The sequence below is a fragment of the Sporosarcina sp. A2 genome, from assembly GCF_050858885.1.
In the GTDB taxonomy this organism is placed as follows: domain Bacteria; phylum Bacillota; class Bacilli; order Bacillales_A; family Planococcaceae; genus Sporosarcina.
Map to the genome: position 1 here is coordinate 966621 of NZ_CP193898.1, position 15231 is coordinate 981851.

Below are 15231 nucleotides of genomic sequence, written 5' to 3' on the forward strand. Positions count from 1 at the left end.
TAATGTCTTATAATGTAAAACTTGAAGCTTTTGAAGGTCCACTTGATCTATTGTTGCACTTAATTAATAGATTAGAAATCGATATTTATGATATCCCAATGGCTCAATTGACCAACCAATACATAGAACATTTACATGCTATGCGTGTGCTCGAACTGGATGAACTTAGTGAATATTTGGTTCTTGCCGCCACTCTCATAGAAATTAAAAGCAAAATGTTACTCCCTGTCCACGAAGGAGAAGTCTTTGATGATGAAGATCATGAATTCGGCATGGAAGATGACCCGCGTGATGAATTGATTGCACGTATCCTTGAATATAAAAGGTACAAAGAAGCTGCTGTGCAACTGAAAGAATCCGCTGAGGAACGTGCTGTTCACTTTACTAAGCCACCTGCAGAAGCAGAAGCGTATGGTGGAGTCGTTCCCATCGACACTGGTGACGAGTTGAATATATTTGACTTAGTTGGGGCATTCCAACGCATGCTTCAACGTAGAAGACTGAAAGCGCCTATGTCAGCTAGTATAACAAAAAATGAAATCTCTGTCGGTGATAAGATGGATGAGATCATGAGTCGAATAGAGCGTAAAGGTGGTACGTGCGACTTTGAAGAGTTGTTTGAAGAAGGGGATATCAACGGATTGATCGTCACTTTTTTATCCATTCTAGAATTAATGAAGCGCAGTGATATTACTGTAGAACAACATGGGAATTTCGATCGTTTACAGATTCGCATGCAATTGGAGGAAAGACCATATGAATAAAATCGACATCCTAACAGCTACTATTGAAAGTTTTCTTTTCGTTGCAGGTGAAGAAGGGCTGTCGTTAAAACAATTAGCTGCACTCACGATTTCGACAGAAGGCGAAGTGACGGATGCTTTAGAGCGCTTATTAGTAAGTTATGAAGAACGTCCGACAAGTGGTATTACTTTGCGTCAGTATAGCGGTGTCTTTCAGCTAGTCACAAAAGCGGAATTTGCTGAAGACATGAAGCGTTTGTTTGAAAATCCACCTTCTAAAATGATGACACAAGCTGCACTTGAAGTACTAGCGATTATAGCATACAAGCAGCCTGTTACTAGAGTAGAGGTCGATGATGTACGTGGTGTGAAGTCTGAACGTGCTATTCAAACGCTTGCCTCTAAAGGATTCATTATGGAGAAAGGACGTTTAGAAGCAAGTGGACGTCCGATACTTTATGCAACTACCACGTATTTCCTAGATCGTTTTGGGTTAAACTCACTAGACGACTTGCCGCCATTACTGCTAGAAGCAGAAGATGATGAAGATACCGACTTATTCTTAACCAAGTTTCAGGACATACTAGAAGCTAAAGAAGAAGAAGAAGGAGGAAATAGTGTTTGAAAAAAATACTGACCGTGCTTATGCTTTGTGCTTCACTCATACTCGTTCCGATTCCAGCAGCGACAGCTGCGGCTAATTCATCTTGGGCCGTTATTGACGCGGAGAATGGGAGATTATTGGACGGTGGAAACCCTCACGAGCAGCTACCCATTGCAAGTTTGACTAAAATTTGGACAGCGTTAACGTTTATTGAATCCGGGGTGCAAGAGCAAAAAACAGTTATTTCACCACGTGCTGCCTCAGCAGAAGGGTCATCTGTTTACCTAGAACCAGGAAGTGAAGTTTCAACAAGCGAGTTACTTTATGGCTTAATGCTTCGCTCGGGCAATGATGCTGCACTAGCTCTTGCAGAACATGCAGGAGGTTCAGAGGAGGGATTTGTCCAGTTGATGAACGAGCAAGCTGACCTTTACGGACTGAAAAATACACACTTCACGAATCCATCAGGTCTTCATGATGAAGCGCACTTGTCGACTGCTTATGATACAGCAATGATGCTGTATCACAGCATGAAGAATGAGACGTTTAGAACGATTGCTTCTACAGAACAATACACGAGAATGGGTGACCAATCAGGTACTTGGGAAAACAAACACCGTCTAATAACGTCTGACACGGACGCCGTTGCTGGAAAAACAGGATTTACTAAAGCAGCAGGTAGGACATTAGCGACCTACTTTGAGAAGAATGGGAAGAAAGTGATTGTCGTGACGTTGAATAGTGGGAATGACTGGAACGTTCATAAATCACTATCTTCTAAAGTTTTTAAAGAGTATTCAATCGTTACCATCGCAAAAAAAGGTGACTATGCAGTATTACCAGATGTCACAGCACAATTGGTAAAACCTATAAAAGTATTGCTCAATGATGAAGAGAAGAGTAAAGTAAGTTCAGTCATGCGTATTCCTCGTAACGAAACGCAAACGTCAATAGGCCACTGGACGGTGTCACTAGATCGTGTCCCGTTAGTGACAGCAATAGTTGAATTGAAACGAAATTGATATCAATTATTACTAAGAGAATTTCATAGACCTTCTCAGCAGAGGACTACCTAAGAGCCTCTGCTTTTTGGTTGAAAGAAAAGGTATCGATACTGATTACTCCAATGAAGGTATGAGGAAATGAATTGTTTTCTCTACTTCTATCCAGTTTCCAGTCGGTCTCCTTTTCATTTATATAGAAATGTGACATAATTTTTGAGACTGAAGAATGAGGTGACGGAAATGGAAAGACTACAAAAAGTATTAGCGCGTGCAGGTGTTGCATCCCGGAGAAAGGCTGAAGGGTTGATCCTGGAAGGTAAAGTGAAAGTGAATGGCTCCGTTGTAACGGAACTTGGAACAAAAGTGACGAATTCAGATAGAGTAGAAGTAGAAGGCGTTCAAGTTATAAAAGAAAATTTTGTTTATTATTTGTTGTACAAGCCAAGAGGCTATATTTCCACAGTTCATGACGAAAAAGGACGTAAGACTGTGCTGGACCTTATGCCTGGAGTGGAACAACGGATTTATCCTGTTGGTCGACTAGACTTTGACACTTCAGGAGTCATCATCATGACGAATGATGGAGACTTTTCTTACACAATGACTCATCCGAAATTTGGAATCCGAAAGCAGTACATTGCAAAAGTGAAGGGCGTTCCTACTAGAGAAGCGCTGAAAAAGCTTGAAAATGGAATTGAACTTGAAGATGGAATGACTGCTCCGGCAACTGTTAAAATGCGTTCGATGGACAAGAAATCACAGACTTCTCTTATTGAGATTACAATTTCCGAAGGGAAAAATCGACAAGTTCGTCGTATGTTTGATGCCATTGGATGTCCTGTTGTGAAATTACGTCGTGAATCATTTGCAAGGCTTACTACTTCAGGATTGAATGCAGGAGAAGCACGCGAATTGACAACGCACGAAGTTAAGCAATTACGTGTTCTTGCGGAAACAGGCAAAATCGGCTAATTCATGACACAAATGTTTCACAAAACTCTCACGAACGAACCCGATTCAAAATGCATCTTTGTTATAATGGAGGATGCTATATGTCAACTGAACTGATTAGGTTAGGGGGTAGGGAAGTGGCTAAGATGGATAAAAAGAAAAAGCGCCTAGTTATCAGAGGGGCGATCTTACTTGTCTTGGCGGCAGCAATTGTCTTTGCACTTACTTCGAAAAAAGAAACTAAAGTGCTCGCTGTCGGAGATAAAGCGCCGAACTTTGAACTGCAAGCTATGAATGGTGAGAAAGTGAAACTCTCTGATTATGAAGGACAAGGCGTCTTTTTAAATTTTTGGGGAACTTGGTGTCCACCATGTAAGAAAGAAATGCCGTATATTGAAAAGCATTTTAAAGAATTCACGAACAAAGGGGTTCAAGTGCTATCAGTAAATATCGGTGAGTCCGAGTTTAAGGTAGATACATTTATTAAACAATACGGACTAACATTCCCAGTCTTAATTGATAAGAATAAGAGCGTCAGCCGTAATAGTTACAATGTAGTTCCGCTACCAACAACGATGCTAATCGACAAAAATGGTGTCATTCAAAAGATTATTACTCGTGAAATGAGTGAAGCTGAAATTGTATCACTTATGGAGAGTATCCAACCTGAATAAGGAGCATGGTATCCAATGAGTAAAATTAAATGCCAGTGCGGTCACGAAAATCCTTTCGGTACCATCCTTTGCGAAAAGTGTGGTCGACCGCTAACTGATGAAGCGCAAAAAAGTGAAATGGTCGACATGCGTTATGAAGGTTCAGCGAGACGTTCGCAAACCTATAAAAAATCAATTATCGATAAAATTTGGAATTTCTTTTCAAGCGTTAAAATCGGTGTCAGTATTATCATTGCTGTTCTTTCTACGTCAGCAATTGGAACGTTATTTCCACAAAAATTCTATGTACCTGTAAGTGGCAATGATCCTGCAGAGTATCTGGAGTATTATGAACGACTTTATGGGACAGTTGGTAAATTATATTACCAACTCGGTTTTTACGATATGTATAGTAGCTGGTGGTTTAAGATATTAATAGGCATGCTTGGAACGTCAATTATTATTGCGAGTCTAGATCGAGTAATTCCGCTTTATAAATCACTTAAAAAGCAACGTACAAAACGTCATCCTTCCTTTATGAAACGCCAAAGAATTTATGGAGAAGGTCAAATAAAGGATTCCGATCAATCCCTAATAAACGCTGAAAAAGCGTTAAAAGGGTTGCATTATAATGTGAAAGTTGAAGATGGTGCGATTCTTGCTGAAAAGAACCGCTTTGGCCGATGGGGCCCTTATATTAACCACACTGGACTCATTATATTCTTAATAGGTATTCTATTGCGTGGGATTCCTGGCTTTTATGTGGATGAAACGATGTGGATCCGTGAAGGCGAAACTCGTGAAATCCCAGGAGCACCTGGCTATTTACTTGAAAACGTCGACTTCTCTGTTGAAACGTATTCAAAAGATGAAGCGAATAAGGTTTTCGGGGAAGCACTCGAAAAAAATGGTGCAATCGTCAAAGAATTCAAGTCTGACGTTAAGCTTTATAAAGAAAAAGAAGGCTCTTTGCCAGGCTCTGCAGATATTGATTTCGTCAAAGAGTATCCAATCATTGTGAATAAGCCTTTGAAATTTGATGGTTATAGTATTTTCCAGATGGATTACAAGACTGGCGAATTGAAAACGATGACATTCACGTTAATGAACAAAAAGACTGAAAAGTCTTTAGGTGAATTTACAATTGACCTTAATGAACCTGCTGTAAATTACGATCTCGGTAAGGGATCTTCCATTGAATTAATGGAGTACTATGCAGACTATGATGGAATTGTCGATGGACAACCTTCTTCCAAGTCTCCAATCCCGAATAACCCTGCATTCATATTCAATATGAAGACGCCTGAACATCCAAAAGGTGAAAAAAGTTTCGTAGCAATCCGTCAAACGTTAGAAGTGGAACCTAATGATTATGAAGCGAAATTTCTCTCTGCTGAAACACGGGATGCATCGGGTCTAACTATCCGTAAAGATAAAACACTCTACATTCTATTGCTAGGTGGTATCATCTTCATGATTGGTGTTATCCAAGGTTCATACTGGCATCATCGCAGAATATGGATTCAAAAAGGAACGGGCTCTGAAGTTATACTAGCCGCACATACGAACAAAAACTGGTATACACTTAAGAAGGATTTAGATAAAGTGAGAGAAACATCGACTCTTCCAACTTATATCGATAAGCAAGATAAGGACGTAATTAGTGATTCAACGGAAGGAGAAACAAACTAATGGATTATGCAGCATTGAGTGCCAATTTGCTCTTAGTAGCATTTATCGCCTATCTAGTAGGTACACTCCTTTTTGGAGGAGCCGTTAAGAGCTCTAAATCCGAAAAGACTTACAAAGATAGCATGTGGGGGAAAATCGCAATTGTTGTAACAATTGTCGGGTTCATCTCCCAACTCGGTTACTTCATTACACGCTGGATCGCTGCAGGACATGCACCTGTCAGTAATATGTTTGAATTTACAACAGCATTCAGTATGATGCTAGTTGGCGCGTTCATTCTTATATTCTTCATTTACAAGACACCATCACTCGGATTGTTTGCACTTCCCATTGCAATTGTCATAATTGCCTATGCAAGTATGTTCCCTAAGGAAATCACACCATTGATTCCTGCGTTGAAAAGTTATTGGTTAACGGTTCACGTAATTACAGCTGCAATAGGTGAGTCAATTCTTGCAATCAGTGCTGTAGCAGGTTTGATATATCTTGCGAAAAACGTTGATTTGACTAAGAAATCAAAAGAACGGTTTTGGCTAGAAGCGGTTATGTTTACTCTCATTCTTGTTGTAGGATTTGTTGTTTCATCTACTGCGTTTAGCCTATCTGGTTACGAGGCTGATTTCACGTATACAGACAAAAATGACAAAGCATCTGAAATCACTTATAACTACCCACCGTTATTTGGAATGAACGATTATCAGCAAGTCACACCGGATACCATGAAGCCGTGGGCTGAAATGCCGCCTATCGTGAATGCGAAAACACTTACAACGTTTGTTTGGTCATTCGGTTCAGGTGTTATCTTGTACATTTTAATGCGGTTGATTTTCAGACGCCCGGTTGCAGCTCTCTTGCAGCCATTTGCGAAGAAAGCCAATTCACAGTTGATGGATGAAATCGGTTATCGTTCCGTTCTCATCGGTTTCCCTGTATTTACACTAGGGGCACTCATCTTCGCCATGATCTGGGCACACGAGGCGTGGTCGAGATTCTGGGGATGGGATCCTAAAGAAGTTTGGGCACTTATCACGTGGCTCTTCTATGCAGCATTCCTACACCTACGTCTATCACAAGGTTGGGAAGGTAAGAAGTCAGCTTGGCTGGCTGTTGCAGGATTTGTCATTATTATGTTCAACTTAGTAGCTGTCAACTTAATCATTGCTGGTCTACACTCATATGCATAAAAAGACTGTGCAGCAAATCCGCTGCACAGTCTTTTTGCGTCTACATCTCTCAAAGACGTACGAAGTTGAAATATCAATGTTTGCAATAGGACAATGAGGTTTTCAGTTTTACTTCACGGAGGGGATACTAGTTTCTTTTTCTACGCTGGACAAGTACAATGAAAGAAGTAGTTTTGAAAGGAGCAATCGTCAATGGATGAAAATTTAAAATTGCTCGTCGTAGATGATGAAGACCGGATTCGCCGCCTTCTAACAATGTATCTATCTCGAGAAGGTTATGATATGGATGAAGCATGTGACGGCGCAGAAGCGCTTGAAAAAATTGGAGAAAATCATTATGACTGTATTTTGCTTGACGTTATGATGCCTGAAAAAGATGGAATGGAAGTTCTTCAAGAACTTAGAATAGCTGAAAATCAAACACCGATTATTCTACTCACTGCGAAAGGAGAAGAATCTGATCGTGTTACAGGGTTTGAAACTGGGGCTGATGACTATATCGTTAAACCTTTCTCTCCGCGAGAAGTGGTTCTACGTGTGAAAGCGCTATTACGACGTGCAGGATCTTTCAACGGTACACCAACCGCTACAACATCTAAGGATTTAGTAGTATTCCCGCAGCTTACAATCGATCATGATGCACATCGTGTGACTGCTGAAGGGAAAGAAGTGAGTCTTACTCCGAAAGAATATGAATTGCTATACTTCTTAGCAAAAGCTCCTGACAAAGTGTTCGACCGAGAGCAATTATTGAAAGAAGTTTGGCATTATGAATTTTTTGGTGATTTACGGACAGTCGATACGCATGTTAAACGATTGCGTGAAAAGTTAAACAGAGTCTCTGAACGAGCGGCTAAAATGATTGTTACTGTTTGGGGAGTTGGCTATAAATTTGAGGTGCCAACTGAATGAATCGAATATGGAACTCAATCGTCGGGAAGCTATGGGCAACCATATTGCTTCTCGTTTCGTTTGTCCTTTTTATTGTCACGGCCTTATTACTTGAGTTCTTTGATAATTTCCATACCCGTCAAGCTGAAGAAACCCTTGCCCGTGAAGCAAAAACCGTGGGAAGTATCATCATTGACCATGAGAATGAGTCTGCCATGAAATTGGTCGTCAAAGATATTTTAAATAATGGGACGAGTGCGATGGTCGTTGATAATGAAGGTGAGGTTGCTTACTCGTTTCATGATGACATAAAAAACGCGGATTTAATCGAAAAAAAGATATTAAAAGATGATCTGTTTAGCACTAGAAATGACAGAGAGAATACTTCAAAACAAATGATTCTTCCTTCTGCAACTCAAGAGGAAGTATCAGAACGCTATATTGTGTCAGCTACACCACTTCCGAATGATGGAAATGGATACGTTGTTCTTTATCAGAGTTTCGAAGCCATTCATGACACAACAAAATGGACGACTCACATTGTTTTACTCTCCGCATTTATCGCGTTCATATTAACGACGTTTTTCGCGTTCTTCCTTTCGACACGAATCACCCGACCGTTACGTCAAATGAAAGAAGCGGCATTCGAATTATCAAAAGGGAACTTCGACGCTCGAATCCCCGTGAAGCAAAACGACGAAATTGGCCAGCTATCATCAGCATTCAACCAGATGGGGCGTCAATTGAAATATAACGTAGAACTCATTAAGCAAGATAAGGAACAGCTCTCCAGTATCTTAACCTCTATGACGGACGCTGTGATCACGTTTAATCGAGATCATACGATATTACTAAGTAATCCACAGGCGGAAAAAGTGTTGCAGAAGTGGTCGTTTATTAATCAGAACTCAAAAGACCTTCTCCCTCCAGAAATTATTCATATGTTGGAACATGCAGTAATGTTTGCTGAAGAAGTCAATGCGGAGTTAGAATTGGGTGGACGTTTTTACGTTGTTAAAATAAGCCCTCTCTATAGTAAAAATAGTATTCGTGGTGCTGTAGCAGTATTACGTGATATGACAGAACAACATCAGTTAGACAAGTTGCGTTCAGACTTCATCGCGAACGTTTCCCACGAATTGAGAACGCCGATATCTATGCTACAAGGATACAGTGAAGCAATTTTAGATGGTGTTCCTGAAACGGTGGAAGAAAATCACGAGATGGTAAAAATTATTCATGATGAATCTCAGCGAATGGGCAGACTAGTAACTGATTTACTGGACCTTGCTAGAATGGAATCAGGTCATATGCGTTTGTATAAGGCTGAGATGGCGGTTGTTCCATTTTTAGAACGTATGCGGAACAAATTCATGCAAGTGGCTAAAGATTCTAATGTTGTATTAGAAGTTGAGCCAAATGGTTCGGAAAAGCTTCATCTTCAAGCGGATGAGGACCGCATTGAGCAAGTATTTACAAATCTTATCGATAACGCAATTAGACATACGCCTGACGGGGGTTGTGTAACACTTTATGTTGAAAAATACCCGAAAACAGTTGCTATTTCGGTTATTGATACAGGTAGTGGTATTCCCGAAGATGATTTACCATTTGTATTTGAGCGGTTTTATAAGGCGGATAAAGCACGAACCCGAGGGAAAAGTGGAACCGGTTTGGGATTAGCGATTGCCAAAAATATTACAGAATCTCATGGCGGAACAATTAGTGCTAAAAGAGGGCAAACAGTAGGCACTATCTTTACTTGTGTACTTCCTCTGGAATGATTGAAGGACCTTGGGATGTAACTTTAACATTCTTTGACCGTCAACTAATGTGAACGAGGAGGATTTTCGTGGACGACTCCGTATTTCATCATCTATATGAAACCTATCATCATGATGTTTTTAACTTCTTGACATACTTAACAAAAAATCGTCAGCTTGCAGAGGATTTGTCTCACGAAGTTTACGTCAAAGCGATACGTGCCTATTCTTCGTTTGAAGGACGAAGTAGTGAAAAAACATGGTTATTTGCTATCGCTAAAAATGTATCCATCGATTATTTTCGTAAAATGACCGTTCGTAATAAGCATGATGCTACATTTTTTGACTGGGAAAGAGACGACTTGAAAAGTGAGTTCAAAACTCCTGAAGAAATGGTGATGGACAATGAAGAGATGAGCTCTGTTCTGGAGAAATTAGATTCATGTACATTCGATCAGCGTCTCGTTATTATTATGCGCTACTTCAACGACCTTTCAATTACCGAAACAGCTCAAGTACTCGGCTGGACGGAAGGGAAAGTGAAAACGACGCAGCACCGTGCGTTGAATCGCTTGAGAACCAAGCTGGCTACGACCGAACCGGAAAGGGGGGAGCTAAGTGAACCATGAGCAAAATGATGATAAGTTAGAAAAACTTCTGAACTCTATGCCAAAACAACGAGATAATCGCACCAAAGAAGAAATATCTGAGAGATTGAAGAAAGACGACCGCCTGAACGTTCAAGATGTACGTGCGATTAAAAAGAAAAGACGTTTCCTACCTATAGGCGTTGCTACAGCTGCACTACTTATAATTGCGCTTTTGACGCCATCATTAATTGGGTCACTTGATACGAATAAGCAAACCGCTGATTATTCGAATGTTGAACGCTCATCAAAAGATGTTTCTAGAGTTACAAAGGATGACAGCAGTATGAATGAAAGTTCTAGTAATGGTATCGCAAAATCCTCCCTTTCTATGCAAGATACTACTCAATATGCCTATTTCCTAAACGAAACAGATGGTGGGATAGTCTGGAATGTAGGATTGCAAGATGCTCAAGCCATTAGCATACCTGTATCTATATGGTTTTCAGCTAAACAACTTAAAGAAAAGGGTTTATCGACATCTGCTACGGATCTCGAACTTTACAACGCTTTTGCTACCGAACTTGATGAGGAAATGATGGGGTTTGAAATGATGCACCCGTTTGATGCGACATTTACAGAAAAAGATAAGATACTCAACGTTTTTTTGAATGATAAACATTCCTATGATACTTCTACTGCTGCTCAAGAAGTTTTTATGGACGCTTTGAAGCAAACTTTCCCTAACTATAGTGAAATTCGACTAGCAGACGCTAATGGCGAGCCAGTGGAGTTTGACCAAGTAGGAGCCGTTGAGCCGATTCATGCAATTGGACAACACGCACATACCCCATATTACTTATACACACAAGAAGACGGTAGGGAGTACCTTTCGCCGAACGCTATGCAACAGGCAGACTCTTTTGAAGAAGCACTACTACTCATGCAATCAGCGCCTAATGAACTCTTCGCACCAATCATTCCAGAGAGCTTAAAGTTTACTGTAGCTACATCAGAGAAAGTAGTAGAAGTAACTTTTAAAGAACAAGTAATGCTCGATGAAATGGGCATACAAGAGGCGAGTCAATTTATTGATGGTTTAGCTTTGACAGCTAGAAGTTTTGGAGTAAAACTCAAACTAACGAATATTGATCCGAGTAATTGGAATGGAATTGACTTCAATGAACCGTTGCCTGAGGCCGTAGGTGCGAATCCAATAGTGTTACCGTTTTAAGAAAGATGGTTCAGTAAACAACCAAGTTTACAGAACCATCTTTTTTCGGTATACTAAACTTGTAACAAAATATTGATTCATCTTCGGGGCAGGGTGCAATTCCCGACCGGCGGAAATAGGAGCGAAAGTTCTTTAGCCCGCGAGCTTAACAGCTGATTCTGGTGAGATTCCAGAGCCGACAGTACAGTCTGGATGGGAGAAGGTGAAGGCGAAGCCGTCTTTTTGTCTGTTAGACAGCGGCTTATTTAAGTGCGAGCGTTCTTTTTGGGTGCTGGATGCTTATTTAAACACGTCTTTCAACTCCCTTTAGCACATAGTGCTAGAGGGTGTTTTTGTGAAGACAGGCAAAAGATTTGGCAGATCCTTTCCTCTTTGTGAAGTGAATCGCAAAAGGAGAGAGTTGTATGAACAGCAAGAAATTACGGGTGATGATTTTAGTAGCAATTCTTGGGAGCATTTCAACAGTTCTTATGCAGTTCAATTTTCCATTACCTGCATTACCAGGTTTTTTGAAAATTGACTTCAGTGAAATTCCAGCTGTGTTAGCTGTAATGACACTTGGTCCTGTAGCAGGAATTCTAGTAGAGCTGTTGAAGAACGTTCTTCACTGGTTCTTATCAGGTAGTCCTACTGGAGTTCCTGTAGGAGAAATAGCGAACTTTGTAACAGGTGTGCTATTCATCATGCCGATCTACTTTATTTTTAACAAGTTCCGTAATTCCCGTGGGTTGACCGTAGGACTGATCTCGGGAACGGTATCAATGGCAGTGGGTATGAGTATCTTGAATTACTTAGTATTTTTGCCAGCATACACTTACTTTTTGAACGCACCGCCAGTAACAGGGGATGGACTTTACACAATGATTGTACTTGGTATTTTACCATTCAACCTGATCAAAGGCGCTATTTTGATGATGATCTCCCTACTGCTCTTTAAAAGTATGCAGAACTGGATATCGCAACAACATCGTAAATTATCCATGTAATGAAAAAACAGGCTCTCCCAAGTGGGAAAGCCTGTTTTTTAGTCCTCATATTTGAGTGGATCGCCTTCGAATGGATCGTCTGCAATTTTGATAGAGTCTGTAGGACATCCGTCAAATGCATCCTCAAGGTCTTCCAGCAGTTCTTCTGGAACTTCAGTATTTCCCGTGTTATCATCGAGGATAACAAACGCAATTCCTTCATCATCATAATCATAAATATCAGGTGCTGCAGCTCCACAAGCTCCGCAAGCGATGCATGTGTCCTGATCTACGATTGTAAACTTTCGAGTAGACATGTTCGTTCTCTCCTCTTTTCTTCGCACTAGCAAATAGGTACTTCATCCATTCTAAAACGGTTTTCTGCAGTTTTCAACCTTTAACCACTAGAAAGTAGGGATTCTTCTTGAAGTTGAGTTCAATAATATTAAAGATTGCAGAAAAGATGGACGGCCAGAGGTCCTTAAATGCAAGTTTACATGTATTACGTGGCAAACGTTCTGGTCAAACCTTGCAAGACGTCGATTACTTTACAGTGAAACCTTACTTTGCTTTAATCCCTAAACTATCGGAGTCAACTTTCCTTGAAGCTGCAGGCTCATTACAAGTCCAAGAGTTATTGTCAGAACGTGATGGGCTTGTCTCAGTTACAGAAAAAGGACGGCTTGAAGTTGCTCGATTACCAACATTTCATTTCGATGGCTGGCATTATCGAGGGCGTGAAGAACTATTTTTCTCAAGATTATTATTGCTTGTACAGACTTTGTCACAATTGCGAGCATCCGAGCATTCGTTTCTCCCTATATCAAACGATCGGAAAATCCAACAGTTTATAAAAAGTGTGCTGCGTGTCCAGACAGGAACACGAGCAGATAATAGTCGGACTTTAGGTGCGGAACTAATGCTTGCTATAAAATCTGCGGATTTGTCTACGACTCAGGCAGTTATATTCAGTCATCGTCTGACTGGGATAGAATCCTCAGGATGGACATGGGATCAGTTGGAAGATGAGCTAGGTGAAGAAAAGAGCAGTTTGCAATTAGAATTTAAGGAATCACTTCATCGATTGATTGCTTATTGTGAAAGTACAAATGGAGAGGCAACTGTACAGGTCTTACATAAGTTAACTGAAGGAATTCGAATAGAGACACCATTGACGGATTCGACTGTAATCACGAAAAAACTTTTCGACCAAGGCTTATCGATTGAGGAGATTGCAATTGTGAGGCAGTTAAAAGCAAATACGATTGAAGATCATATTACAGAGATGGCAACTAACGATCCTAATTTCCCTATAGTTCGCTTTGTTAGTGATGAGGATCGAAAACCAGTTAAGCAAGAAGTTATGGAGAATGATGTGAAACGACTTCGCCTTTTAAAAGAGAGGTTTCCTCATTTGTCTTATTTTCAGCTTCGTTTAATTTTGAGTACTACGAAAGGAGAACAACGATAATGGATCTTCAGCAAGAATTGAAGAAGCGTTTTGGTTTTGATCAGTTTCGGCCGGGACAAGAAGATGTAATCCAATCGATTCTCCAACACACAGACACCCTAGCAATACTACCGACAGGAATGGGGAAGTCGTTATGCTATCAACTCCCCGGAGAATTGCTTGAAGGTCTCGTGCTAATCGTCTCTCCGTTGGTTTCATTAATGGAAGATCAAGTAGCGAGTATCCGTAGACGAGGTGAAAAGCGTGTTGCTGCACTCAATTCTTTTTTGTCAGCGGAGCAAAGGAAACACGTTTACGATGAAATCCATAATATAAAGTTTCTTTTTATTTCTCCTGAAATGCTTAGTAGGTCAGATATGCAACACTTTTTAACCAAACTACCAGTATCAATAATCGTTGTTGATGAAGCCCATTGTATATCCCAATGGGGATTTGACTTCCGGCCAGATTATTTAAAACTTGGAGAGTTCATTCGCTTAGCAGGGAATCCTCCCATTTTAGCGTTAACGGCAACTGCGGATGCTCGAGTTCAGACGGATATCATCAACTATTTACATATGACTGAACCGACAGTGATCAGACAGTCACTAGATCGTCCCAACCTAAGTTATACCGTAAAGAAGCTGGGTTCAGAATTAGAGAAGACAGTATGGGTGAAAGAACGGTTATTATCAACTAAGGGCCCAGGCATTATTTATGTAGCTTCTAGAAAACGTGCAGATGAACTAACTCGTCTTCTCCTGCAAGAAGGTATTCAAATCGCATCCTATCATGCGGGGAAAGAACCTGAAGATCGAAATATAATTCAACAGCAATTTCTGTCTGGCGAGCTATCGTGGATATGTGCAACCAATGCTTTTGGTATGGGAATCCATAAAGATAATATCCGCCAAGTGATTCATGACCAATTGCCTGCATCTGCAGCTGCGTATGTTCAAGAAGCAGGCCGCGCTGGTCGAGATGGCGAACGGTCAAGCGCTGTGTTGCTATATGTGAACGATGATGAACAGAAAGTGCGGTTTATTGTACAGAATGACTTACCTGAGGAACCCCAGGTTCGGCACTATCTCTCAATGAGGAATTCCGGACAGTCTATCGAATCGTCTGCACAGTTGGCGGGAATCTCCGAAACTAGCTCAAGACTGATTCAATACTATGGCGAAACCATGACGGTAGAGGATGTTCTTAAAACGTTCACAAGATTAAAGTATGACAAAGAGGAGAAATTACGACAGATGATTACCTATGTTCACGCTCAAACCTGTTTACGAGAACAATTACTCTCCTTTTTTGATGAACAATCAACCACAAGTCAGTCGTGGTGCTGTTCTGTTTGTGGGACTGCTGATGAGGCGTGGTTGTACACTGCAGACAGTTCAGTGAATCGAAGAACGCTTTTATCATGGGGAGAGCGAATCCAGCTGTTGCTTTACTGAAGCACCCGATTGCCGTTTACATTTCCGACAAAATTCGTCATAATGAAGGTACA

15 protein-coding genes and 1 riboswitch are annotated in these 15231 nt (G+C 40.7%); of the genes, 14 read left to right on the forward strand and 1 reads right to left on the reverse strand.

The annotated features are described in order from the left end of the window. The first annotated feature begins 2 nt into the window (after positions 1 to 2). The 12 genes from ACRPI0_RS04445 (at position 3) to ACRPI0_RS04500 (ending at position 12292) form a co-directional block, all read left to right on the forward strand. On the forward strand, positions 3 to 764 hold the full coding sequence (locus ACRPI0_RS04445; RefSeq protein WP_432355080.1) for a segregation/condensation protein A: 762 nt from the start codon (positions 3 to 5) through the stop codon (positions 762 to 764). After that, on the forward strand, positions 757 to 1368 hold the full coding sequence (gene scpB / locus ACRPI0_RS04450; RefSeq protein WP_432355081.1) for an SMC-Scp complex subunit ScpB: 612 nt from the start codon (positions 757 to 759) through the stop codon (positions 1366 to 1368). The genes ACRPI0_RS04445 and scpB overlap by 8 nt, the downstream gene beginning before the upstream one ends. After that, on the forward strand, positions 1365 to 2369 hold the full coding sequence (locus ACRPI0_RS04455) for a D-alanyl-D-alanine carboxypeptidase family protein (protein ID WP_432355082.1): 1005 nt from the start codon (positions 1365 to 1367) through the stop codon (positions 2367 to 2369). The genes scpB and ACRPI0_RS04455 overlap by 4 nt, the downstream gene beginning before the upstream one ends. 222 nt (positions 2370 to 2591) lie before the next feature. Further along, entirely contained in the window at positions 2592 to 3323 is a 732-nt protein-coding gene (locus ACRPI0_RS04460; RefSeq protein WP_432355083.1) for a pseudouridine synthase, read from the forward strand. A 125-nt stretch (positions 3324 to 3448) separates the two neighbouring features. Further along, positions 3449 to 3976, forward strand: a complete 528-nt coding sequence (gene resA, locus ACRPI0_RS04465; protein ID WP_432355883.1) for a thiol-disulfide oxidoreductase ResA — start codon at positions 3449 to 3451, stop codon at positions 3974 to 3976. Between the two features lie 15 nt (positions 3977 to 3991). Beyond that, complete coding sequence (gene resB / locus ACRPI0_RS04470; protein WP_432355085.1) at positions 3992 to 5647, forward strand: cytochrome c biogenesis protein ResB; 1656 nt, start codon at positions 3992 to 3994, stop codon at positions 5645 to 5647. Continuing rightward, positions 5647 to 6831 (forward strand): c-type cytochrome biogenesis protein CcsB, encoded by a 1185-nt coding sequence (gene ccsB, locus ACRPI0_RS04475; RefSeq protein WP_432355086.1) that lies wholly within the window; start codon positions 5647 to 5649, stop codon positions 6829 to 6831. The genes resB and ccsB overlap by 1 nt, the downstream gene beginning before the upstream one ends. A gap of 192 nt (positions 6832 to 7023) precedes the next feature. Then, positions 7024 to 7743, forward strand: coding sequence for a response regulator transcription factor (locus ACRPI0_RS04480; protein ID WP_432355088.1), 720 nt, complete (start codon positions 7024 to 7026; stop codon positions 7741 to 7743). Then, positions 7740 to 9506, forward strand: a complete 1767-nt coding sequence (locus ACRPI0_RS04485) for an ATP-binding protein (RefSeq protein WP_432355089.1) — start codon at positions 7740 to 7742, stop codon at positions 9504 to 9506. Before ACRPI0_RS04480 ends, ACRPI0_RS04485 begins: the two co-directional genes overlap by 4 nt. 68 nt (positions 9507 to 9574) lie before the next feature. Further along, positions 9575 to 10114 (forward strand): RNA polymerase sigma factor SigX, encoded by a 540-nt coding sequence (locus tag ACRPI0_RS04490; protein WP_432355090.1) that lies wholly within the window; start codon positions 9575 to 9577, stop codon positions 10112 to 10114. Further along, the gene (locus tag ACRPI0_RS04495) at positions 10104 to 11306 is read left to right on the forward strand and encodes a hypothetical protein (RefSeq protein WP_432355091.1); all 1203 of its coding nucleotides are present in this window, start codon (positions 10104 to 10106) and stop codon (positions 11304 to 11306) included. Before ACRPI0_RS04490 ends, ACRPI0_RS04495 begins: the two co-directional genes overlap by 11 nt. 75 nt (positions 11307 to 11381) lie before the next feature. Next, positions 11382 to 11514, forward strand: a riboswitch (FMN riboswitch). A gap of 196 nt (positions 11515 to 11710) precedes the next feature. Next, entirely contained in the window at positions 11711 to 12292 is a 582-nt protein-coding gene (locus tag ACRPI0_RS04500) for an ECF transporter S component (RefSeq protein ID WP_432355092.1), read from the forward strand. 38 nt (positions 12293 to 12330) lie between these two features. Here the strand turns inward: ACRPI0_RS04500 and ACRPI0_RS04505 are convergent, their stop codons facing one another. Next, positions 12331 to 12588 (reverse strand): ferredoxin, encoded by a 258-nt coding sequence (locus tag ACRPI0_RS04505; protein WP_025784917.1) that lies wholly within the window; start codon positions 12586 to 12588, stop codon positions 12331 to 12333. A 113-nt stretch (positions 12589 to 12701) separates the two neighbouring features. Here ACRPI0_RS04505 and ACRPI0_RS04510 point away from each other — a divergent pair, with 113 nt between their 5' ends. Both ACRPI0_RS04510 and ACRPI0_RS04515 read left to right on the forward strand, forming a co-directional pair. After that, a complete protein-coding gene (locus tag ACRPI0_RS04510; RefSeq protein ID WP_432355093.1) occupies positions 12702 to 13742 on the forward strand; it encodes a helix-turn-helix domain-containing protein in 1041 nt (346 codons plus the stop codon). Beyond that, the gene (locus tag ACRPI0_RS04515; protein ID WP_432355094.1) at positions 13742 to 15178 is read left to right on the forward strand and encodes a RecQ family ATP-dependent DNA helicase; all 1437 of its coding nucleotides are present in this window, start codon (positions 13742 to 13744) and stop codon (positions 15176 to 15178) included. The genes ACRPI0_RS04510 and ACRPI0_RS04515 overlap by 1 nt, the downstream gene beginning before the upstream one ends. Positions 15179 to 15231: the final 53 nt, after the last annotated feature.